At 73.2% G+C, this 22,592-nt stretch carries 18 protein-coding genes; 15 read left to right on the plus strand and 3 right to left on the minus strand.

Annotated features, from left to right (window positions below; translation table 11 throughout):
* The first annotated feature begins 130 nt into the window (after positions 1 to 130).
* The gene (locus IE248_RS29525) at positions 131 to 721 is read left to right on the plus strand and encodes a TetR/AcrR family transcriptional regulator (protein ID WP_073797615.1); all 591 of its coding nucleotides are present in this window, start codon (positions 131 to 133) and stop codon (positions 719 to 721) included.
* 138 nt (positions 722 to 859) lie between these two features.
* A complete protein-coding gene (locus IE248_RS29530) occupies positions 860 to 3,061 on the plus strand; it encodes an MMPL family transporter (protein WP_190032182.1) in 2,202 nt (733 codons plus the stop codon).
* 88 nt (positions 3,062 to 3,149) lie between these two features.
* On the opposite strand, the gene IE248_RS29535 is transcribed toward IE248_RS29530, so the two are convergent.
* The gene (locus IE248_RS29535; protein ID WP_008741833.1) at positions 3,150 to 3,575 is read right to left on the minus strand and encodes an SsgA family sporulation/cell division regulator; all 426 of its coding nucleotides are present in this window, start codon (positions 3,573 to 3,575) and stop codon (positions 3,150 to 3,152) included.
* A gap of 202 nt (positions 3,576 to 3,777) precedes the next feature.
* On the opposite strand from IE248_RS29535, the gene IE248_RS29540 reads away from it, so the two are divergent.
* From IE248_RS29540 to IE248_RS29555, 4 genes are read left to right on the plus strand one after another with little or no spacing between them, the layout of a single operon-like run.
* Positions 3,778 to 4,842 carry an energy-coupling factor ABC transporter permease gene (locus IE248_RS29540; protein WP_008741834.1) on the plus strand — a complete coding sequence of 355 codons (1,065 nt, stop codon included), beginning with the start codon at positions 3,778 to 3,780 and terminating at the stop codon, positions 4,840 to 4,842.
* Position 4,843: 1 nt separating this feature from the next.
* Entirely contained in the window at positions 4,844 to 5,605 is a 762-nt protein-coding gene (cbiQ, locus tag IE248_RS29545; protein ID WP_008741835.1) for a cobalt ECF transporter T component CbiQ, read from the plus strand.
* A complete protein-coding gene (locus IE248_RS29550; RefSeq protein WP_073797616.1) occupies positions 5,581 to 6,363 on the plus strand; it encodes an energy-coupling factor ABC transporter ATP-binding protein in 783 nt (260 codons plus the stop codon). The genes cbiQ and IE248_RS29550 overlap by 25 nt, the downstream gene beginning before the upstream one ends.
* Positions 6,364 to 6,391: 28 nt before the next feature.
* Positions 6,392 to 7,555, plus strand: a complete 1,164-nt coding sequence (locus IE248_RS29555; protein ID WP_008741837.1) for a serine hydrolase domain-containing protein — start codon at positions 6,392 to 6,394, stop codon at positions 7,553 to 7,555.
* 171 nt (positions 7,556 to 7,726) lie between these two features.
* Here IE248_RS29555 and IE248_RS29560 read toward each other — a convergent pair whose 3' ends face one another.
* Positions 7,727 to 9,370, minus strand: coding sequence for a penicillin-binding transpeptidase domain-containing protein (locus IE248_RS29560; RefSeq protein ID WP_100583075.1), 1,644 nt, complete (start codon positions 9,368 to 9,370; stop codon positions 7,727 to 7,729).
* Between the two features lie 170 nt (positions 9,371 to 9,540).
* Complete coding sequence (locus tag IE248_RS29565) at positions 9,541 to 11,319, minus strand: dolichyl-phosphate-mannose--protein mannosyltransferase (protein ID WP_008741839.1); 1,779 nt, start codon at positions 11,317 to 11,319, stop codon at positions 9,541 to 9,543.
* 87 nt (positions 11,320 to 11,406) lie between these two features.
* Between IE248_RS29565 and rsmI the strand changes: the two genes are divergently transcribed.
* The 9 genes from rsmI to IE248_RS29610 all read left to right on the plus strand — a co-directional run bounded on the left by rsmI (position 11,407) and on the right by IE248_RS29610 (position 22,573).
* Complete coding sequence (gene rsmI, locus IE248_RS29570) at positions 11,407 to 12,303, plus strand: 16S rRNA (cytidine(1402)-2'-O)-methyltransferase (protein ID WP_008741840.1); 897 nt, start codon at positions 11,407 to 11,409, stop codon at positions 12,301 to 12,303.
* A 263-nt stretch (positions 12,304 to 12,566) separates the two neighbouring features.
* A complete protein-coding gene (locus tag IE248_RS29575; protein WP_050779366.1) occupies positions 12,567 to 12,962 on the plus strand; it encodes a hypothetical protein in 396 nt (131 codons plus the stop codon).
* A gap of 10 nt (positions 12,963 to 12,972) precedes the next feature.
* The gene (locus IE248_RS29580) at positions 12,973 to 13,848 is read left to right on the plus strand and encodes a TatD family hydrolase (RefSeq protein ID WP_073797617.1); all 876 of its coding nucleotides are present in this window, start codon (positions 12,973 to 12,975) and stop codon (positions 13,846 to 13,848) included.
* Between the two features lie 125 nt (positions 13,849 to 13,973).
* Positions 13,974 to 15,611, plus strand: a complete 1,638-nt coding sequence (locus tag IE248_RS29585; protein ID WP_229895605.1) for a resuscitation-promoting factor — start codon at positions 13,974 to 13,976, stop codon at positions 15,609 to 15,611.
* Entirely contained in the window at positions 15,608 to 16,519 is a 912-nt protein-coding gene (gene rsmA / locus IE248_RS29590) for a 16S rRNA (adenine(1518)-N(6)/adenine(1519)-N(6))-dimethyltransferase RsmA (protein WP_008741845.1), read from the plus strand. The genes IE248_RS29585 and rsmA overlap by 4 nt, the downstream gene beginning before the upstream one ends.
* Complete coding sequence (locus tag IE248_RS29595; RefSeq protein WP_190032183.1) at positions 16,516 to 17,430, plus strand: 4-(cytidine 5'-diphospho)-2-C-methyl-D-erythritol kinase; 915 nt, start codon at positions 16,516 to 16,518, stop codon at positions 17,428 to 17,430. The genes rsmA and IE248_RS29595 overlap by 4 nt, the downstream gene beginning before the upstream one ends.
* A 161-nt stretch (positions 17,431 to 17,591) precedes the next feature.
* On the plus strand, positions 17,592 to 18,914 hold the full coding sequence (locus IE248_RS29600; protein ID WP_037797736.1) for an acyltransferase family protein: 1,323 nt from the start codon (positions 17,592 to 17,594) through the stop codon (positions 18,912 to 18,914).
* Between the two features lie 27 nt (positions 18,915 to 18,941).
* Positions 18,942 to 20,738 (plus strand): ABC-F family ATP-binding cassette domain-containing protein, encoded by a 1,797-nt coding sequence (locus tag IE248_RS29605; RefSeq protein ID WP_037793542.1) that lies wholly within the window; start codon positions 18,942 to 18,944, stop codon positions 20,736 to 20,738.
* A gap of 155 nt (positions 20,739 to 20,893) precedes the next feature.
* Positions 20,894 to 22,573, plus strand: coding sequence for a PQQ-binding-like beta-propeller repeat protein (locus IE248_RS29610; RefSeq protein ID WP_190032184.1), 1,680 nt, complete (start codon positions 20,894 to 20,896; stop codon positions 22,571 to 22,573).
* Positions 22,574 to 22,592: the final 19 nt, after the last annotated feature.

A 22,592-nucleotide genomic window follows, 5' to 3' on the forward strand; every position in this document is an offset into this window, starting at 1 on the left:
CTCGTACAGGTGATCCATGCCACTCGACAAAGCGAAACGGAACGGTTTCGTTTCGCTAAGGGGCGGGGTATCGTCTGAGCGTACGAAACAGTTTCGTTCGGGCGGGCGATGCCGGAAGGGAGATGCGGAGATGACCGAAGAGGTCTCGTCGCGACGCAGCCGGATCACCCCCGAGCGGGAAGCCGAACTCCACGGGGCGGTCCTCGACCTGCTGCGCGAAGTCGGCTACGAGGCACTGACCATGGACGCCGTCGCCGCGCGCACCCGGTCCAGCAAGGCCACCCTCTACCGCCAGTGGGGGAGCAAGCCGGAGCTGGTCGCCAGGGCCCTGCGGTGCACCAAGCCGGTCTCCCTGCGGGAGATCGACACGGGCAGCCTGCGCGGGGACTTCGCCGTCATGGTCGAGCACTCCGATGACGACCAGATGGCGAAGGACACCGCGCTGATGCGGGGCCTGACCCACGCGGTCCACGAGAGCCCGGAGCTCCACAAGGCGCTGCGGGAACTGCTGGTCGACCCGGAGATCAACGGCCTGCAGGCCATGCTGCGGCGGTCGGTGGACCGGGGCGAGATCGCCCCGGACTGTCCGGCCCTGGACTTCGTACCCCACATGCTGATCGGGGCGTTCATCGCGCTCCCGCTGATCGAGGACCGCCCGGCCGACCGGGGCTTCCTCACCGATTTCATCGACGCCGTGGTCTTCCCCGCCCTCGGCGTCTGAGTACCGGACTCCCCGCACCACCGTCCCGGCACCACCGTCCCGCTGCTCCTGACACGCCGCTCTCGTCGTCGGGCCGGCTCTCCATGCCCTGATCCGAACCCGGATCCATCCCACGACACGAACGGGAGAACCACCGACGTGGCCACCTTCCTCTACCGGCTCGGCAGGGGCGCCTTCCGGCGCCGCCGCCTCGTCGCCCTCGCCTGGGTGGCGCTGCTGTTCGCCGCCATCTTCGGCGCGGCGACCGCGCCCACCCCGAGCTCCGGCTCGTTCTCCATACCCGGCACGGAGGCGCAGCGCGCCTTCGACCTGCTGGAACAGCGCTTCCCGGGGATGGCCGCCGACGGCGCCACCGCCCGTATCGTCATCAAGGCCCCGGCCGGCGCCAAGGTCACCGACCCCGCCGCCAAGACCGAGGTCGAGAAGATCGTCACCGGTCTGAAGGAAGGCGCGGGCGCCGGCCAGATCGCCACCGTCTCCGACCCGTACCAGGAGCAGGCGGTCAGCCAGGACGGCAGCACCGCCTACATCAGCACCAAGTACAAGGTCAGCGGCATGGAGCTGTCCGACAAGACCCGCGACGCGCTCAAGGAGTCCGGCAAGGACGCCCGGGCCGCGGGGCTGACCGTCGAGATCGGCGGTGACGCGCTGATGGCGGCGCCCGAATCCGGTCCCGGTGAGGTCGTCGGCATCCTCGTCGCCGCGATCGTCCTGGTCATCACCTTCGGTTCGCTGATGGCGGCCGGGCTGCCGCTGCTGACCGCGCTGATCGGCGTCGGTATCGGGGTCTCCTCGATCGCCGCCCTCGCCAACGCGCTGGACCTCGGCACGACCACCTCCACCCTGGCGATGATGATCGGCCTCGCGGTCGGCATCGACTACGGCCTGTTCATCGTCTCCCGCTACCGCGCGGAGCTCGCCGAGGGCCACGAGCGCGACGAGGCGGCCGGCCGGGCCGCCGGAACTGCCGGCTCCGCGGTCGTCTTCGCCGGCCTGACCGTGGTCATCGCCCTGGTGGGCCTGGCCGTCGTCAACATCCCGATGCTGTCCAAGATGGGCTTCGCGGCGGCCGGCACGGTGGTCATCGCGGTGCTCGTCGCGCTCACCCTGGTCCCGGCCATGCTGGGCTTCGCGGGCCGCCGGGTCCTGCCGGCGGGCAAGAAGAGCAAGCTCTTCGGCAAGGGCAAGACCCTCGCGGCGGGCGCCGAGCCCAAGCCCAACGGCGGCACCCGCTGGGCCCGGTTCGTCCTGCGCCGCCCGGTGCTGGTCCTGCTGACCGGTGTCATCGCCCTCGGCGCGATCGCGATCCCGGCGAGCAAGCTGGAGATGGGCCTGCCGGACGACGGCGCCCAGCCGGTCTCCACCTCCCAGCGCAAGGCGTACGACCTGCTCTCCGACGGCTTCGGCCCGGGCTTCAACGGCCCGCTGATGGTCGTCGTCGACGGGGACCAGAAGCTCGCCGACTCCACGGTCGAGCGGATCAAGGGCCTGGACGGCGTCGCCGCGGTCACCCCGCCGATCCCGAACGAGGCCAAGGACGCCTCGATCGTCAACGTCATCCCGAAGGACCGCCCGTCCTCCGTGGAGACCGAGGACCTGGTCCACGAGATCCGCGCGGGCAGCGACAAGCACGTGCTCGTCAGCGGCCAGACCGCGATGAACATCGACTTCTCGCAGAAGATGAACGACGCGCTGCTGCCCTACCTCTCCCTGGTGGTCGGCCTGGCCTTCCTGCTCCTGATGCTGGTCTTCCGCTCGATCCTGGTCCCGCTCAAGGCGGCCCTCGGCTTCCTGCTGTCGGTCGTCGCGGCCCTCGGCGCGGTCGTCGCGGTCTTCCAGTGGGGCTGGCTCGGTTCGGTCTTCGGCGTGGAACAGACCGGTCCGATCATGTCGATGATGCCGATCTTCATGGTGGGCGTGGTCTTCGGCCTCGCCATGGACTACGAGGTCTTCCTGGTCACCCGGATGCGCGAGGCGTACGTCCACGGCGAGCGCCCCGGCCAGGCCGTCGTGACCGGATTCCAGTACAGCGCCCGGGTGGTCGTGGCCGCCGCCGTCATCATGATCGCGGTCTTCTCGGGCTTCATCGGCTCCAGCGAGCAGATGGTCAAGATGATCGGTTTCGGTCTCGCGATCGCGGTGTTCTTCGACGCCTTCGTGGTCCGCATGGCCATCGTCCCGGCGGTGCTCGCACTGCTCGGGCACAAGGCCTGGTGGCTGCCGCGCTGGCTCGACCGGATCCTGCCGAACGTGGACGTGGAAGGCGAGAGCCTGCGCAAGCACCTCGCCGGCTCCTCCCCGGAGGGCCCGGACAAGGACCGCGAGCTGGTGAGCGCCTGACCCGGTGAGCGCCTGACCGGCGCACGGCACGACGAAGGCCCGGCCCCGTCCCACTGAACCAGTGGGACGGGGCCGGGCCCGCTTGCGTCTAACGGGTGGTGACGCCGTAGGTGAGGCGCAGGAACCGGCGCAGGGCCTTGATGTCGAACTGGATCACGGCGACGCCTTCGGGCGAGTGGAACTCGACGACCGCCTGGACGCGGCCGCAGGGCCAGACGCGTACGTCCCCGGTGCCGGTCGGGGCCTGGAGCCCGGCCTCCAGCAGGGCGCGGGGGAAGACCCACTCGTTCTCGGAGCCTTCGGGGGAGAGGTCCGCGGGGAAGACGACCCGCACGGCCAGCGGCTCCGCGGGAGTGAAGCGGAGGGCAACCGGAATGGCCCGGTAGAGCGGGTCGTCCGTGATCACGCGGCCGCGCACCCGTTCCTCGACGACGGCGGGGAGAGCGGGGGTGGCGGTGGTCGTGGTCGCGGTGGCCGTCGCGGTCGCGGTCGCATTCTCGGCGGTGGCTGACATCGACAACACTCCTCGATTCGGAACAAATGCGTCCGTATTCTCCCCAGCCTCGCACATTCCGACGAAGATGCGCGCCACCATTTGTGATGCGCCCGCTCTTGCCAACGGTTTGCAACTGGGCATTATTCTTGAACGGTTAAAGACGCTGTAAGTGCGCCCCGCGCTACGCAGTGTGAGTTCACCGCAGGAAGCGGAGCAGCCCATGCATGTACCCGACGGCTTCATCGACGCCCCCGTCTCCATAGCCGCAGGTGTCGCGGCCGCCGGTGCTGTGGCGATCAGCCTCCGGGGCGCCCGCCGGGAACTCGACGAGCGCACCGCGCCGCTCGCGGGTCTCGTCGCCGCCTTCATCTTCGCCGTACAGATGCTCAACTTCCCCGTCGCCGCCGGTACAAGCGGCCATCTGCTGGGCGGAGCGCTCGCGGCGATCCTCGTCGGCCCCTATACCGGCGTGCTCTGCGTGTCCGTCGTCCTGCTCATGCAGGGCATCCTCTTCGCCGACGGCGGCCTGACCGCCCTCGGCGTGAACGTCAGCGTCATGGGCGTCGTCACCGTGGTCGTCGCCTACGCGATCTTCCGCGGGCTGCTCAAGGTGCTGCCGCCCACCCGGCGCTCGGTCACCGCCGCCGCCTTCACCGGGGCGCTGCTCTCGGTGCCCGCCGCGGCCACCGCCTTCACCGCCATCTACGCCGTCGGCGGCACCACCGACGTCCCCGTCGGCAAGGTCTTCACCGCGATGGTCGGCGTGCACGTCCTCATCGGCATCGGCGAGGCCGCCATCACCGCCGCGACGGTCGGCGCCGTGCTCGCCGTACGGCCCGACCTGGTGCACGGCGCGCGCGGGCTGACCGTGCCGCTCAAGCTGCGCGTCGCCGGAGAGCTGGTCGACGCCCCGGCCGCGGCCCCGGCCGCCGTCCCCGCTCCCGCCGCCGCCCGCTCCAACCGCACGGTGTGGGCCACCGGCCTGGTCACCGCCCTCGTGCTGGCCGGCTTCGTCTCCTTCTACGCCTCCGCCAGCCCCGACGGCCTGGAGAAGGTCGCCGCCGACAAGGGCATCGACCAGAAGGTCGAGGAGCACGCGGCCGCCGGCTCCCCGCTGGCCGACTACAGCGTCAAGGACGTCACCGACGCCCGCCTCTCCGGCGGCCTCGCCGGGGTCATCGGCGTCGGCGTGACCGTCGTCGTCGGCACCGGGATCTTCTGGACCGTGCGCCGGCGCCGCGCGCAGGACCCGGCCGCGACGCCCACCGCGACCCCGGTGGCCTGAGGTGGGCGCGGGCCACGCCCACAAGCTCTTCCGGCACGGCCACTCGCCCGTCCACGCCCTGCCGGCGCACTGCAAGCTCGCCGCGACCTTCGCCTTCGTCCTGGTCGTCGTGTCCACACCGCGCGGGGCGGTGTGGGCCTTCGGCCTGTACGCCGTCCTCATCGCCACGGTCGCCGCCGCCGCCCGGATCCCCGCCGGGTTCCTGCTGCGCCGGCTGGTGATCGAGGTCCCGTTCGTCCTGTTCGCCTTCCTCATGCCCTTCGTGGCGGAGGGCGAACGGGTCGGGTTCCTCGGCATGTCGCTCAGCGTCCCGGGCCTCTGGGGCGCCTGGAACGTGCTGGCCAAGGGCACCCTCGGGGTCGCCGCCTCCGTCCTGCTCGCCTCGACGACCGAACTGCGCGCGCTGCTGCTCGGGCTCCAGCGGCTCAGGCTGCCGCCGCTGCTCGTCCAGATCGCCTCGTTCATGATCCGCTACGGCGACGTGATCACCGACGAGCTGCGCCGGATGTCGATCGCCCGCCGCTCGCGCGGGTTCGAGGCCCGCGGCGTCCGGCACTGGGGGGTGCTGGCCAAGACGGCCGGCGCGCTCTTCATCCGCTCCTACGAGCGCGGCGAGCGGGTCTACCTCGCGATGGTCAGCCGCGGCTACGCCGGCTCGATGCCGGTGATCGACGACGTCGCGGCCACGCGCGCCCAGTGGGCGTACGCGGCCGCGCTCCCGGTGACGGCCCTCGCCGTATGTCTGATGGGATGGACGCTGTGAACGACGACTCCCCCTCCCTCGAAGTGTCCGGCCTCGCCTTCGCCTACCCGGACGGACACCAGGCTCTCTTCGGCGTCGACCTGACCGTCGGGCGCGGCGAGCGGGTCGCGCTGCTCGGCCCCAACGGCGCGGGCAAGACCACCCTGGTCCTGCACCTCAACGGCATCCTCACCGGCGGGGTCGGCACGGTGTCCGTGGCCGGTCTGCCCGTGGCCAAGCGGAACCTCGCGGAGATCCGCCGCCGGGTCGGCATCGTCTTCCAGGACCCCGACGACCAGCTGTTCATGCCGACCGTGCGCGAGGACGTGGCCTTCGGCCCGGCGGCGGCCGGGATGCGGGGCGCGGAACTGGAGACCCGGGTCCGCGAGGCCCTGGAGCAGGTCGGGATGGCCGCCTTCGCCGACCGGCCGCCGCACCACCTGTCCTTCGGGCAGCGCCGCCGGGTCGCGGTGGCGACCGTCCTGGCGATGCGGCCGGAGATCCTGGTCCTGGACGAGCCCTCGTCCAATCTGGACCCGGCCTCGCGGCGGGAGCTCGCGGACATCCTGCGCTCCCTGGACGTGACGGTGCTGATGGTCACGCACGACCTGCCGTACGCGCTGGAGCTGTGCCCGCGGGCGGTGATCCTCAGTGAGGGGGTCATCGCCGCCGACGGCCCCACGCAGCGGCTGCTGTGTGACGAGAAGCTGATGCGGGCCCACCGGCTGGAGCTCCCCTTCGGCTTCGACCCCCGGTCCGTGACGGTCGGCGCGGCATAAGCGGAGGTCGCGGGTTGTTGCAGCGCTCGTGAACATCCAGGGTGAGGTGGCGGAGGGCTTCGAAGCCGTCCGCGAGGCTTTCGTACGCAACTTCGAGGTGCTCGGGGACCGGGGCGCGGCCGTGGCCGTCTACCGGGACGGCCGCAGGGTCGTGGACCTGTGGGCGGGCCCCAAGGACGTCGAAGGGGGCGGCGGCGAAGCCTGGGCGCCCGGCACGGCGCAGGTGGTGCGCTCGGCGACCAAGGGCGTGGCCGCCGTGGTCCCGCTGCTGCTGCACCAGCGGGGGCTGCTGGACCTGGACGCGCCCGTGGCGGAGTACTGGCCGGAGTTCAAGGCGGGCGGCAAGGAGCGGGCCCTGGTCCGGGACCTGCTCGCGCACCGGGCGGGGGTGCCGGCGCTGGACGTGCCGCTGACTCCCGCCGAGGCGGTGGACGGGGTCAGCGGAGCGCGCGCGGTCGCCGGGCAGCGCGCCTTCTGGGAGCCGGGGTCCGCGCACGGCTACCACGCGCAGACCTACAGCTGGCTGCTGTCGGAGCTGGTGCTGCGGGTGACCGGGGCCTCGTTGGGCAAGTGGCTGGCCCAGGAGGTCACGGGGCCGCGCGGGCTGGAGTTCTGGATCGGCCTGCCCGGAGCGGAGACGGCCCGGGTGGGACGGGTGGGGCCGGTGGAAGCGCCGGAGCTGCCGGGGGCGGTCCGTACCCGGCCCCGCAGAAACGTTTCCGAGGCGTACGCCGACCCGTCCTCGCTGACCCGCCGGGCCTTCGCGGCGATCACTCCGCTGGCGGACGAGAACGACCCCGGGTACCAGGCGGCCGAACTCCCCGCCTCGGCGGGCATCGGCACGGCCCGTGGCCTGGCCGGCCTGTACGCGGCCCTGCTGGGCGACACCGAGGACGGCGCCGGGCTGTTCACCCCGGACACGCTCCGGCTCGCCGGCACGGAACTCTCCTCCGGCCCGGACCAGGTGCTCGTGGTCAACACCCGCTTCGGCCCGGGCACCATGCTGCACAGCCCGGCCTCGCCGCTGCTGTCCCCGGCCTCCTTCGGCCACCCGGGCCGCGGCGGCTCGCTCGGCTTCGCGGACCCGGAGGCGGGCATCGGCTTCGGCTACGTCACGAACGCCCACGCCAAGTCGGTCACCGCCGACCCCCGCGCCCAGGCCCTGGTCCGCGCGGTCCGCGCCGCGCTGTGACCGCCCCCGCCGTGGAGGGCGGCCCGCGCCTTCTCCCGTAGGCCGGCCGGCACGGCCCGGGCGCGCCCGATGAGCTCCCGTCGGGAACACCGGGTGCGGTGGCCGTACGGCGCACGCCGGCGCCGCAGGCCGCGCCCTGGAACCCGTACGGGGCGCCAGGGCGTCAGGGCGTCAGGAGGAGGTCAGCACCGCCGCCACGATCGGGCCCGCCGCGTCGCCGCCGTGGCCGCCGCCCTCGACCATCGCGGCCGCCGCCACGTCACCGCTGAACCCGGTGAACCAGCTGTCAGGGCTGCCCGCGCCGTCGACCTCGGCCGAGCCGGTCTTCGCGCCCTTGTCGCCGCCGACCGGAGCCATCGCGGCCCTGCCCGTCCCGCTCGTCGCCGTCAGCCGCATCATCGAGACCAGCTGCTGCTGCACCCCCGGCTTCATCCGGCGGGCCGCCGTCGCGAGCTCGCGCCCGTCGAGCTCCGCCGGGACCAGCACCGGCTGGTGGAACAGGCCGCTGCGCGCCGTCGCCGTGATGGAGGCGACGTTCAGCGGGTTCATGGTGATCCGGCCCTGCCCGATGTACGCGGCGGCCGCGTCCGCGCCCGTCGCGTCCGGGACCTTGCCGTCGATGGACTTGATGCCCGTCTTCCAGTCCAGGCCTATGCCGAAGACCTCCCGGGCCTCCTTCGACAGCGCCCCGTCGTCGCCCACCGCCTTCATCTCGTTGATGAAGGCGGTGTTGCAGGACCTGGCGAAGCCGGTCGCGAAGTTGGCGCCGGGCGCCTCGAAGTTGTTCAGGTTGTGGAAGGAGCGCCCGCCCCAGGACGCGGTCTTGGTGCACTCGGCCGGCTTGTCGGCCGCCACCTTGCCCCGGTCCAGGAGCATCGCCGCCGTCACGATCTTCATCGTCGAGCCGGGGGCCCGCATGCCCAGCATCGCCGCGTTGTAGCCGTCCTTGCGGTTGTTGGCGACCGCCAGGATCTGCCCGTTGCTCGGCTTGACCGCGACCACCGAGGACTCGGGGAACTTGGCGACCGCCTTCTCCGCCGCCGCCTGGACCTTCGCGTCCAGGTACGTCTTGAGCGTGCTCGGCTCGCCCTCGACCAGCGTCAGCAGCGTCCGCTTCGCCCCGTCCCGCGCGGCCGGCTCGATCCACACCTCGGCGCCGGTCCTGCCGCCCGCCTTGTCGCCGTACGCCTCCCGCAGCTGGTCCAGGACCGGCCGCAGCGAGGGGTACTTCTCGGCGGTCAGCTCCTCGCCGCTGCGGTCCACCGCCTTGACCGGCGGGCTCGCGGGCGCGCCCGCGCGCAGCTTCTCGTCCTTCTGCAACTGCGGGTGGATGATCGAGGGCTGCCAGTCGACGAGCGGCTTCCCGCTGGTCAGACCGCGTACGACGGTCAGCTGCGAGTCGTACGCCAGCGGCTTGGTGACCCCCTCGTAGGTGATCTCCGCCGCGACCTTGTAGGGCACGGTGGCCCCGTTCTGCGTGCCCGGTGTGATCACCGCCTTGGACACGTACGCCTTGCCCCTGAAGTCGGCCACCGCCGGCTGCGCGGCCTGCGCGTTGTTGGTCAGCTCCGCGGCCGCGCGGTCGTCTCCGGCCGCCCACGCGGCGAGGAAGGCACTGGCGGTCCGGGCGGCCTCCTTCTCGGTGACGGGGCCGCTGCCCTTGTCCGCGTGCAGGACGGTCTCCTCGCCCTTGCCCCCGCCCGTCCCTTCCTTGCCGCCGGCATCGCCGACCAGCGCGTACACCCCGTACCCGGCTCCGCCGATCATCGCGAGGAACACCCCGCCGACGATGGCACCCTTTGCCGCCCCGTTCACTTGCGTCCCCTCCCCAGGAAACACGGTTCTCTGAACATGTTCAAGAACCCCTGGTGTGGACCTTACGTCGTACGGGGAACACTCTGTGTACTTGTTACCGGACCGGAATGTCGCGGACCACTGCCCGTCCCGACTTCGTCAGGTGCCCTTTCGGCCACCCCCGACCCCCCTCAGACCCAGGTGTCCAGCCACATCCGGCCCCGCCAGGAGTCCATGGGGAGGGTCTGGCCCGTGAAGACCGGCCAGAAGTAGATGAAGTTCCAGATGATCAGCAGCACCAGCACGCCCGCGCCGATCGCGCCGAGGGCCCGGCGGCGCTCCGAGGAGCCCGCGGGCCCCAGCAGGGCGCCGATCATCATCGCCACCGCCAGGCACAGGTACGGGACGAAGACCACCGCGTAGAAGAAGAAGATGGTCCGCTCCTGGTAGTTGAACCAGGGCAGCAGGCCCGCGCCCAGCGCGCAGGCGATCGCGCCCGCCCGCCAGTCGCGGCGGAAGAACCACCGCCACAGCACGTACAGCAGCGCGAAGCAGCCCGCCCACCACAGCACCGGAGTGCCGAGCGCTAGCACCTCGCGCGCGCACTTGCCGGCCTCCGTCGCCGGGCAGCCGTCGGTGCCGGGCGCGGGGGACTCGTAGAAGTAGGAGACCGGGCGCCCCAGGACGAGCCAGCTCCACGGGTTCGACTCGTAGGTGTGCCCGTCGTGCAGGTTGACGTGGAACTGGTAGACCTCGGTCTCGTAGTGCCACAGGCTGCGCAGCCACTCCGGCAGGAACCCCAGCGAACTGCCCTGGTCGTTCTTGGCGGCCCAGTCGCGGAAGTAGCCGCCCTTGCCGTCGTCCGAGCTCAGGATCCAGCCCGTCCACGAGGCCAGGTACACCGCGATCGCCACCGGGACCGTCGACACGAAGGCCGGCAGCGCGTCCCGGCGCAGCATCGTCGCGTACGGGGCGCCCGCGCCCGCCGTCCGGCGCGCGGCGGCGTCCCACAGCACGGTCAGGACGCCGAAGAAGGCGAGGACGACCAGACCGTTCCACTTCGTGCCGAAGGCCAGGCCCAGGCAGACGCCCGCCAGCACCCGGTACGGGCGCCAGCCCAGCCGCAGGGACTCCGCGATCTCCAGGTCCGGCCGGGTCCGCCCCTCCGCGTCCACGGGGAGCGCCGCCGCGAGCCGGGCCCGCGCCCGGTCCCGGTCGATCAGCAGGCACCCGAAGGCGGCCAGTACGAAGAACATCAGCACCAGGTCGAGCAGCGCGGTCCGGCTCATCACCAGGTGCAGGCCGTCCACCGCGAGCAGCGCGCCCGCCAGGCACCCCAGGAACGTCGAGCGGAACAGGCGGCGCCCGATCCGGCACAGCATCAGCACCGACAGGGTGCCGAGCACGGCGGTCATGAACCGCCAGCCGAAGGGGGTGAAGCCGAACATCCATTCACCGAGGCCGATCACCCATTTGCCGACCGGCGGGTGCACCACGTAGCCCGGATCCAGGGGCAGCGAGATCCCGTCCGGGTTGGCGAGGATCGACTTGTCGATGTCCTTGGGCCAGCTCGCCTCGTAGCCCTGCCGGATCGTGGCCCAGGCGTCCTTGGCGTAGTACGTCTCGTCGAATATCACCGCCTTCGGGCTGCCCAGGTGCGCGAACCGCAGCACGCCCGCGACCAGCGCCACCACCAGCGGCCCCGCCCACGCCAGGACGCGCTGCCAGACGTCCACCGCCGAGGGCGGCACCCCGAGCGCCGTCCACAGCTGCGCGGCCGGCTTCGCGTACGGGGGCACCAGCCGGGTGCGGACGTCCGGGGCCGGGGCCCCGCCGCCGGCCGGCGGCGCGTATCCGAAGGCGCGCAGGCGGCGCAGCCAGGGGGACGGCTCTACGTCGGATTCGCGCCCCGCCGAAGGGGCGGGCGGGGCCCCCGCGGGGCTGGGCGGCGGCGTCGCGGTACTGGTCACCGGGTCATCGTAGGGAACGCTCCCGTGGGAACCCCAGTGCCGGGGCGCGCGGGGTGGGACCACCGGGAGGGCTGAGAGGATGGGTGGGTGACGACTGACCAGCCCCTCGGCCCCGATTCCTCCGCCCCCACCGGCGTCCTCGTGCTCGCCGGCACCCCCATCGGCGACCTCGCCGACGCCCCGCCGCGGCTCGCGGCCGAGCTGGAGCGGGCGGACGTGATCGCCGCCGAGGACACCCGGCGGCTGCGCCGGCTGACCCAGGGGCTCGGCGTGCACACCACCGGGCGGGTGCTCTCCTACTTCGAGGGCAACGAGTCGGCGCGCACCCCCGAGCTGGTCGAGGCCCTGGAGGCGGGCAAGCGGGTGCTGCTCGTCACGGACGCGGGGATGCCCTCGGTCTCCGACCCCGGCTACCGGCTCGTGGCCGCCGCCGTGGAGAAGGACCTCAAGGTCACCGCCGTGCCCGGGCCCTCCGCCGTCCTCACCGCGCTCGCCCTGTCCGGGCTGCCCGTGGACCGGTTCTGCTTCGAGGGGTTCCTGCCGCGCAAGGCGGGCGAGCGGCTCGGCCGGCTCCGCGAGGTCGAGGGCGAGCGGCGGACCCTGGTCTACTTCGAGGCCCCGCACCGGCTGGACGACACCCTGGCCGCCATGGCCGAGGTCTTCGGCGCCGAGCGGCGGGCCGCCGTGTGCCGCGAGCTGACCAAGACGTACGAGGAGGTCAAGCGCGGCGGACTCGGCGAGCTGGCGGCCTGGGCGGCCGAGGGCGTGCGCGGGGAGATCACCGTGGTCGTCGAGGGCGCCCCGGAGGCCCGGCCCGGCGACGTGGACGCCGAGGAGCTGGTGCGCAGGGTGCGGGTGCGCGAGGAGGCGGGCGAGCGCCGCAAGGAGGCCATCGCGGCGGTCGCGGCCGAGGTCGGAGTACCCAAGCGCGAGGTGTTCGACGCGGTCGTCGCGGCAAAGAACGCGGCACAAAAGGTGCTGTGATCCGGTAAAGAGCTAACCTGAAAAGCAAAGCTCAGACCGGGTACCGGGCGCTTTGTGACATGACTCGCCCAAAGGCCGTCCAACAGTCGACAGGACCTGATGCGCTCCCGCCCGAAGAGGCGTCCACTGGCTAATGCACCAGTGGAACAAAAGGAGCTGGCATGAGTGAGATCGCTGACAGCCCGGTCACCCCGGTACCCGCACCCGCCGTCGTCTCCACACCTCCCGTGCACACCGTGCACGAGGCGTACTCCTTCGCCTGCATGAAGTGCGGCTACAGCTGGGAGCAGGGGTACGAGATCGAGCACCACGTCGACATCAACGGCCAGCCGTTCATCATGTACACGGTGGGCGGTGAGCGCGTCCCGTCCCCGCTGTCCAACCCGACCTGCATGAACTGCGGCGGGCACGTGGTGCGGATCATGCGCGAGGGTCAGGTCTCGGCGGTGCGCAGCACCCTCGACAGCATCTACCACCACCCCGTGGCGCCCGGGATAGCCGGGCCGGTCCCGGCGGGCGTGGACGTCCCCCGCACCCCCAAGCCGCGCAGGCGGCCCCGGCGCGAGGCGCCCGGCCCGGTGGCGGTCTCCGCCGACGCGGACGGGCGTGCCGGGCGGCGCGGGCTGCTGGCCCGGCTGAGGTCGATGTTCCGGTCATAAGATCGGCCGTATGAGCCGTACCTCGAACGACGCCCCGCCCCCGCTGCCCGAACCGCTCCGGGTGGCGGTGGCCGACTCCCACACCCACCTGGACCTCCAGGCCGGCACCGTCGAGGAGGGCCTCGCCAAGGCCGCCTCCGTCGGCGTGACGACCGTGGTCCAGGTGGGCTGCGACGTGAAGGGGTCCCGCTGGGCGGCCGAGACCGCCGCCCAGTACGACAATGTCCACGCCGCCGTGGCCCTTCACCCGAACGAAGCCCCCCGCATCGTGCTGGGGGATCCTGACGGCTGGTCACGGCAGGGCGCCCGGGCGGGCGGTGGCGAGGCGGCCCTCGACGAGGCCCTCGCCGAGATCGAGGCGCTGGCCGCCCTCGACCACGTCAAGGCCGTCGGCGAGACCGGGCTCGACTACTTCCGCACCGGACCCGAGGGCATGGCCGCCCAGGAACGCTCCTTCCGCGCCCACATCGAGATCGCCAAGCGGCAGGGCAAGGCCCTGGTCATCCACGACCGCGAGGCCCACGCCGATGTGCTGCGCGTGCTGCGCGAGGAGGGCGCGCCCGAGCGGACGGTGTTCCACTGCTACTCCGGGGACGCGGAGATGGCCCGCGAGTGCGCCGCCGCCGGGTACTACATGTCCTTCGCCGGGACCGTCACCTTCAAGAACGCCCAGCCGCTGCGCGACGCCCTTGCGGTGGCCCCGCTGGAACTGGTGCTGGTCGAGACCGACGCGCCGTACCTGACCCCGGCGCCGTACCGCGGCCGGCCGAACGCGCCGTACCTCATTCCGCTGACGGTGCGGGCGATGGCGGCGGTCCGCGGCCTGGACGAGGACGCCATGGCGACGGCGCTGGCGGCCAACACCGCGCGGGCCTTCGCGTACTGAGCGCACGCCCGGGGCCGGACGTGTTTTCGACACGCTGAGTAGCCGAACGGCTTTGGTGAGTGACGGCTCCGCCCGCTAGGGTGCCGTGCCCGTAGCAGCGGGGCCGGACCACTGGAGCGAGCGTCGTGAGCGATAGTCCTTTGCCGTGGGCCTGGCCGGCCCCGGAGCTCGGCGAGCCGGCCTGGCCGGGGCCGCCACCGGCGTACGACCCGGCGGCCGGCGCGGCGTACGCCCCGGCCGCCGCCGACCCCGACGCGGCGAACGCCCTCCCGACCCCCCGGCGCGGCTCCCGCCGCCGCGCGGCCCCCGAACCGGCCGAAGCCCCCGCCCGCCCCGGCCCGGGCACCGGCCGCCGGGGCCGCCCCGCGCCGCCCGACCCGGGCACGGGCCACTGGGAGCGCTACGGCGCCCCGGACGCGGGCCCCGAACCCCTCGCGGGCACCGGCCGCCGGGGCCGTCCCGCACCGGCGGACGCGGGCCCCGAGCCCGGCCCGGGCACGGGCTACCGGAGGCGCTCGGCCGCGCCGGACGCGGGGCCGGAGCCCGGCCCGGGTACGGGGCGGCGGGGGCGTCCCGCGCCGGTGGAGGGCGGGGGCGGGCGGCGACGGAGTCCGGGCGGCGGCGCCCCGAGGACCGGGCGGCGGCGGCGCGCGGTCGCGCCGGTGGCCGCGCGCGACAGCTGGCGGCGGCTCGTCCCGCAGGCGCTGGTCGTCGCCTTCCTCGCCGGCGGCACCACCGCCTTCGTGGCCGCCGACAAATCCGTCCGGCTCACCGTCGACGGAGTCCCCCGCACCGTCCGCACCTTCGCCGGTGACGTCGACGCGCTGCTGGCCGCCGAAGGCCTCGGCGTCGGCCCCCACGACCTCCTCGCCCCCGCACGGGAAGCCTCCCTCGACGACGGCGACGAGATCGTCGTCCGCTACGGCCGCCCCCTGCGGCTCACCCTCGACGGCAGCCGCCGCCAGGTGTGGACCACCGCCCGCACGATCGACGGAGCCCTGCGCCAGCTCGGCGTCCGCGCCGAGGGCGCCTACCTCTCCGCGCCGCGCACCGCCCCCGTCCCCCGCGACGGCCTCACCCTCAGCGTCCGCACCGAGCGCAGCGTCACCTTCATGGCCGACGGCCGCGAACGCACCATCCGTACCAACGCCGCCACCGTCCAGGAGGCCCTCGACCAGGCCGGCGTCACCCTCCACGACCAGGACACCACCTCCGTACCCCCGGGCTCCTTCCCGCGCGACGGCCAGACCGTCACCGTGCTCCGGATCAGCGGCACCCGCGAGGTCCGCGAGGAACGCATCCCGTACGAGACGCAGCGGATCGACGACGCCACCCTCTTCGCCGGGACCGAGGTCGTCGAACAGGCCGGCCGCCCCGGCGCCCGCCGCGTCACCTACAGCCTGCGCACCGTCAACGGGGTCCACGAGAAGGCCCGCCGGATCGCCGAGGAGACCGTCCGCGAGCCCGTCACCCAGCGGGTCCTCGTCGGGACCCGGACGCTGCCCGCCTCCGTGGCCGGCGCGGACGGCCTCGACTGGGCCGCCCTGGCCCAGTGTGAATCCGGCGGCCGCCCCGACGCCACCGACCCCTCGGGCACCTACGGCGGCCTCTACCAGTTCGACGTACGCACCTGGCAGGCCCTCGGCGGCTCCGGCCGCCCCCAGGACGCCCCGGGCCAGGAGCAGACGTACCGGGCCAAGAAGCTCTACGTGCAGCGGGGGGCGACTCCGTGGCCGCACTGCGGCCGTAGGCTTTACCGGTGAGCACCGCAGAGCAGCAGCCCGAAAGCACCGAAAGCACCACCTCCGATGCCCTCCTCGGCCCGGCCGACATCCGGGAGCTGGCCGCCGCCCTCGGCGTCCGGCCGACGAAGCAGAAGGGGCAGAACTTCGTCATCGACGCCAACACGGTGCGCCGCATCGTGCGGACCGCCGAGGTGCGCCCCGACGACGTGGTCGTCGAGGTCGGGCCGGGCCTGGGCTCGCTGACGCTCGCACTGCTGGAGGCCGCCGACCGGGTGACCGCCGTCGAGATCGACGACATCCTCGCCGCCGCGCTGCCCGCCACCATCGAGGCGCGGATGCCGCAGCGCAAGGACCGCTTCGCGCTGGTGCACTCCGACGCGATGCTGGTGACGGAACTGCCGGGTCCGGCGCCGACCGCCCTCGTCGCGAACCTGCCGTACAACGTGGCCGTACCGGTGCTGCTGACCATGCTCGACCGCTTCCCGAGCATCGAGCGGACGCTGGTCATGGTGCAGGCCGAGGTCGCCGACCGGCTCGCCGCCGAGCCGGGCAACAAGGTGTACGGAGTCCCCTCCGTCAAGGCCAACTGGTACGCGCACGTCAAGCGGGCCGGGTCCATCGGCCGCAAGGTGTTCTGGCCCGCGCCGAACGTGGACTCCGGGCTGGTCTCGCTGGTGCGGCGGGCCGAGCCGATCAAGACCTCGGCCTCGAAGGCGGAGGTGTTCGCGGTCGTGGACGCCGCGTTCGCGCAGCGCCGCAAGACGCTGCGGGCCGCGCTGGCCGGATGGGCGGGCTCCGCGGCGGGCGCCGAGGCGGCGCTGGTCGCGGCGGGCGTCTCCCCGCAGGCGCGCGGCGAGTCGCTGACGGTCGAGGAGTTCGCGGCGATCGCCGAGCACAAGCCGGCGGCGCAGAGGCCCGCGCTGTGAGCCGCGCCGATGCCGCCCGCTCCGTGACCGTACGGGTCCCCGCGAAGGTCAACGTCCAGCTGGCGGTGGGCGCCGCGCGGCCGGACGGTTTCCACGACCTGGCCAACGTCTTCCTCGCCGTGTCCCTGTACGACGAGGTGACGGTCACCCCCGCCGACGAACTGACGGTGACCTGCGCCGGGCCGGACGCGGACCAGGTCCCGCTGGACCGTACGAACCTGGTCGCGCGGGCCGCCGAGACGCTGGCCGCGCGCAGCGGTCTGCCGGCCCCGGCGGTCCACATCCACATCGCGAAGAACATCCCCGTCGCCGGCGGCATGGCCGGCGGCAGCGCGGACGGGGCGGGCACGCTGGTGGCGTGCGACGCGCTGTGGGGGCTGGACACCCCCGCGTCGGAACTGCTCGACATGTGCGCGGAACTGGGCAGCGACGTGCCGTTCAGCCTGGTCGGCGGGGCGGCGCTGGGCACGGGCCGGGGGGAGATCCTGACCCCGGTCGAAGCCGGGGCGTTCCACTGGGTGTTCGCGGTCGCCGACGGGGGCCTGTCGACCCCCGCGGTGTTCCGCGAGTTCGACCGGCTGGCGCAGGGGCGGGAGATCCCGGCCCCGGAGGCCTCGCCGGCGCTGCTCGCCGCGCTGGCCTCGGGCGACCCGGAGGCACTGGCCGCGACCCTGGTCAACGACCTCCAGCCGGCGGCCCTGTCGCTGCGGCCGGGGCTCGCCGAAACGCTGGCCGCGGGGACGGACGCCGGGGCGCTGGCCGCGCTGGTCTCCGGGTCCGGGCCGACGACGGCGTTCCTGGTGCGCGACGCCGCGTCCGCCGCGAAGGTAGCCGCCGCCCTGGAGGCCTCCGGCCTCTGCCGCGCCACCCGCACCGCCACCTCCCCGGCCCCGGGCGCCACCCTCCTGTAGCCCCGCCCCGCGGCGCCGCTGCCGGGGGCTCCGCCCCCGGACCCCCGCGCCTCAAACGCCGGCGGGGCTGAAAGATCCGGCGCCGCGGGGAGCGGTACCTAGGGGCGGGATGAGTATCCGCGCCCTGTTCGCGCGCCCGGCGGCGCGGCAGCGTAGGCGGCATGACAGCCAGCGCACGCGAAATGGCCGCGGCCACGCCCGCCGGCCGGGACCGGTACGTCGACCTGCTGCGCGTCGCCTCGCTCGCGACCGTCATCGCCGGACACTGGCTGATGGCCGCCGTCAGCGGCGACGGCATAGGCAACCTGCTCGCGCTCGTGCCGCCGCTCCAGGTCCTCACCTGGGGGCTCCAGGTCATGCCGGTGTTCTTCTTCGTCGGCGGGTTCTCGCACGCCCTCTCGTACCGCTCCGTCCGCCGCGGGCACCCCGGACCGGGCGGCTACGCGCTGTTCCTGCGGGCCCGGCTGCGCCGGCTGCTGCGGCCGACGCTCGTGTTCGTCGGCGTCTGGACCGCCGCCGCGCTCGTCGTGCAGCTCGCCGGCGCCGACCGCGGCCCGCTGGCCGGGGCCGCGCTGCGGATCGTCACCCAGCCGCTCTGGTTCATCGGCATCTACCTCGCCATGGTCGCCTTCACCCCGCCCCTCCTGCGGCTCCACGAGCGCCACGGCTGGGCCGCCTTCGCCGCCCTCGTCGCGGCCGCCGCGGCCGTGGACCTGCTGCGCTTCGCCGGCGGGGTCCCGTACGTGGAGTTCCTGAACTTCGCCTTCGTCTGGCTCGCCGTCCACCAGCTCGGCTTCCTGCGCGCCGACGGGCGCCTCACCCGCCCTGGTCTCCTCGCCGCCGCAGGGCTCGCCGGCGCCGCGCTGCTCGTCGCGTACGGGCCCTACCCGCTCTCCATGGTCGGGATGCCCGGCGAGAAGGTCTCCAACATGGCCCCGCCGACCTTCGCGCTCCTCGCGCACGGGATGTGGCTCGTCGGCGCCGTCCAGCTGCTCGCCCGCCCCGTCGGCGCCCGGCTGGCCCGGCCGCGGGTGTGGCGGGCGGTCGTCGCCGCGAACGGGATCGCCATGACCGCGTTCCTCTGGCACCTCACCGCGATGCTCGCCGTGTACGCCGCCCAGCTCGGCCTCGGCCTGTCGCTCCCCGCGCCCGCCACGGCCGCCTGGTGGGCCCAGGTGCCGCTCCGGCTGCTCGCCGCCGCCGCGCTGACCGGCGTACTCGTCGCCGTCTTCCGTCGTTTCGAGGCCCCCGCAGCCGGCGCCCCCGCCCCCGGATCCGGGCCCGGCGCCGCCCTCGGCGTCACCTGCTGCCTCCTCGGGATCCTCGGCCTGTCCATGACCGGCCTCGGCGGTCTGCTGGAGGGCCACAGCGCCACCCTGATCGCCCTCCCGCTCACCGCGCCCGCCGCCATCGGCATGGCTCTGGGCGGCTGGCTCCTGGTGGAACGTTCCGCGTCGGTCCGGAGGGTTAGGCTGAGGGGCTGATCCACACCCTTCCCTGGAGCGCGTCTGATGGCCGTCAATCTGGTCAATGTCGAGGCAGTCGGCAAGGTGTACGGAACCCGTGCCCTGCTCGACGGCATCTCCCTCGGCGTGTCCGAGGGGGACCGGATCGGTGTCGTGGGCCGCAACGGCGACGGCAAGACCACCCTGATCCGCATGCTCGCCAAGCTGGAGGAGCCCGACACCGGCCGGGTCACCCAGTCCGGCGGACTGCGCATGGGCGTCCTCACCCAGCACGATTCCCTGGACCCCTCGGCCACCATCCGGCACGAGATCATCCGGGACATGGCCGACCACGAGTGGGCCGGCAACGCCAAGATCCGCGACGTGCTCACGGGCCTCTTCGGCGGGCTCGACCTGCCCGGCTTCGGCCAGGGCCTCGACACCGTCATCGGCCCGCTCTCCGGCGGCGAGCGCCGCCGCATCGCGCTCGCCAAGCTGCTCATCGCCGACCAGGACCTCCTCGTCCTCGACGAGCCCACCAACCACCTCGACGTCGAGGGCATCTCCTGGCTGGCCAAGCACCTCCAGGAGCGCCGCTCCGCGCTCGTCTGCGTCACCCACGACCGCTGGTTCCTCGACCAGGTCTGCACCCGGATGTGGGACGTCCAGCGCGGCACCGTCTTCGAGTACGAGGGCGGCTACAGCGACTACGTCTTCGCCCGCGCCGAGCGCGACCGCATCGCCGCCACCGAGGAGTCCAAGCGGCAGAACCTGATGCGCAAGGAGCTGGCCTGGCTGCGCCGCGGCGCCCCCGCCCGTACCTCCAAGCCGCGCTACCGCATCGAGGCCGCCAACGAGCTCATCGCCGACGTGCCGCCGCCGCGCGACAAGTCCGAGCTGATGAAGTTCGCCAACGCGCGCCTCGGCAAGACCGTGTTCGACCTGGAGAACGTCACCGTCCAGGCCGGGCCGAAGACCCTGCTCAAGCACCTCACCTGGCACCTCGGCCCCGGTGACCGCGTCGGCCTCGTCGGCGTCAACGGCGCGGGCAAGACCTCGCTGCTGCGCGCCCTCGCGGAGGCCGCCCGCACCCAGGGCGAGAAGCAGCCCGCGGCCGGCTCCGTCACCGTCGGAAAGACCGTCAAGCTGGCCTACCTCTCCCAGGAGGTCGGCGAGCTCGACCCGTCGCTGCGCGTCCTGGAGGCCGTCCAGCGCGTCCGGGACCGCGTCGACCTCGGCAAGGGCCGCGAGATGACGGCGGGCCAGCTGTGCGAGCAGTTCGGCTTCACCAAGGAGAAGCAGTGGACGCCCGTCGGCGACCTCTCCGGCGGTGAGCGCCGCCGCCTGCAGATCCTGCGCCTGCTGATGGACGAGCCCAACGTCCTGTTCCTCGACGAGCCCACCAACGACCTCGACATCGAGACGCTGACGCAGCTGGAGGACCTCCTCGACGGCTGGCCCGGCTCGATGATCGTGATCTCCCACGACCGGTTCTTCATCGAGCGCACCACCGACACGGTGATGGCGCTGCTCGGCGACGCGAGCCTGCGGATGCTGCCGCGCGGTCTGGACGAGTACCTGGAGCGCCGGCAGCGGATGATCGAGGCGGCCGCCCCGGCGCCCGCCCCGGCCGCCGTCAAGTCCTCTGCCTCCGGTGACTCGCGGGCCGCGAAGAAGGAGCTGCAGAAGATCGAGCGGCAGCTCAACAAGATGTCGGACCGCGAGTCGAACCTGCACGCCCAGATCGCCGAGAACTCCACCGACTACGACAAGGTCGCCAAGCTCGACGCGGAGCTGCGCGAACTCATCTCCGAGCGGGACGAGTTGGAGATGCGCTGGCTGGAACTGGCCGAAGACGCGTGAGTTCGGCCTCCCCGGAGGCCAACTGAACGGATAACGGCGGTGTCACGGGCCGGTTCTCCCTTGGGTACAGGGGTCGGACCGGCCCGGTGCATGTCGGCCACGGGTGATAGAAAGGTGATCCTCCTCGACCCGCCCGACGCCGAAGGTATGCGCTGATGACCGAGCCGCCCCAGCCGCCGAACCAGCCGCCGACACCTTCCGGTTACGGACACCTGCCCGGCCCTCCGGCCGGGGGAGGCCAGCCGCAGGCGGGCACCAACCCGTACGCCCAGCAGCCGCCCGCCCAGCCCGGGCAGCCGCAGCAGCCCGGCTACGCCTACCCGCCCGCGCCGCCCGGCTTCCCGCCCGCTCCCCCCGGCTTCCCGCCGGCGGCGCAGGGCTTCCCGGCCGGCCCGCCGCTGCCCGGCGCCCCCGGCCCGGGGCCCAAGCGGAACATGACCGCACTGATCGCTGCGGCGGTCGCGGGCGTCCTCGTCCTCGGCGCCGGCTCGTACTTCGCCTTCGCGGGCGGCGGCTCCGACGACCCGAAGCCGCCCGTCGCGCAGAGCTCCGCCCCCGCCGGTCCGACGCCCTCCGCTTCCGCCTCCGTGGACACCGGTGACGGCAGCGGCAACGGCAGCGGCGACCAGGAGGATCTGAACGCGGGCCGCAAGCAGGGCGAGGACAAGGTCCTCTGGTTCAAGACCACCAAGATCGACGGGCCGGGCGCGGGCGTCGAGTCGGCGGGTCAGTGGGTCGTCGGCGACGCCGTCGTCAAGAGCGTCTGGAAGTCGCTCGTCGGCTACTCCGTGACCGACGGCAAGGAGAAGTGGAAGCTCGACTTCCAGACCGAGATCTGCGCCCGGGCGGGCCGGACCACGGCCGACGGCAAGACCGTCATCGCCGTCCGGGAAAACGATTCGGACACCTCCTCCTGCAACCGGATGAAGATGATCGACCTCAAGACGGGCAAGGAGGGGTGGACGAAGGAGGTCGCCAAGGAAGGCGCCTTCGACATCAGCAGCGACATCGACCTGAGCCTCGACGGGGACCTCGTCGCCGTCAACCGCCTCATCAAGAGCAGCGTCTACAAGGTCAGCACCGGTGACCGCCTCTTCGCGGACAACGGCGGCGACGGCTGCCAGCCCGGCGCCTACGCCCTCGGCAACGGCAAGGCCATCGGCGTCGCCACCTGCCAGGACGCGGACCGCACCGTCGAGGTCCAGGGCGCCGACCCGGCCACCGGCAAGAAGAGCTGGTCCTACCGGCTGCCCAAGGGCTTCAGGGTCAAGAGCGTCTACTCCGTCGACCCGATCGTCCTCGACCTCGGCGACGAAGCCGGCAAGGAGCGCTCCATCGTGGTCCTCGGACCCGACGGGAAGCCCCGCACCACCGTCAGCGGCGAAGGCAGCTTCCCGGTCAACTGCGGCAAGCGCGACCACACCCTCCAGGGCTGCTCCGGCTCCGTCGACTCCGGCAACCTCTACCTGGCCACCGCCGCCGCCGACAACGCCAAGGGCAACGAGATCGTCGCCTTCGACCTGGGCACCGGCAAGGTCAAGTGGCGCACCCCCGCCGGGGACAAGCGCACCCTCCTCCCGCTCCAGGCCGCCGACGGCAAGCTGATCGCCTACCGCGAGGCCGAGGAGGAGCAGGGCGGCGAGGTCCTGTCCATCCCGGCCGCCGGCGGTGAGCCCACCGTGCTCCTGCGCCACCCGTCGGGACCCGCCGCCCCGATCGAGAGCTCCTTCTACGCCCCCAGGGCCGACTACGCGGACGGCCGGTTCTTCATCTCCGCCTCCCGGCTGCTCGCCCGCGGCAAGGACGAGAAGCTCCTGATGGCCTTCGGCAAGTGAACGAGTCCACCGAGTCGCC

Origin of the sequence: Streptomyces goshikiensis, assembly GCF_014650555.1 — a bacterium.
Lineage (GTDB): Bacteria > Actinomycetota > Actinomycetes > Streptomycetales > Streptomycetaceae > Streptomyces > Streptomyces goshikiensis.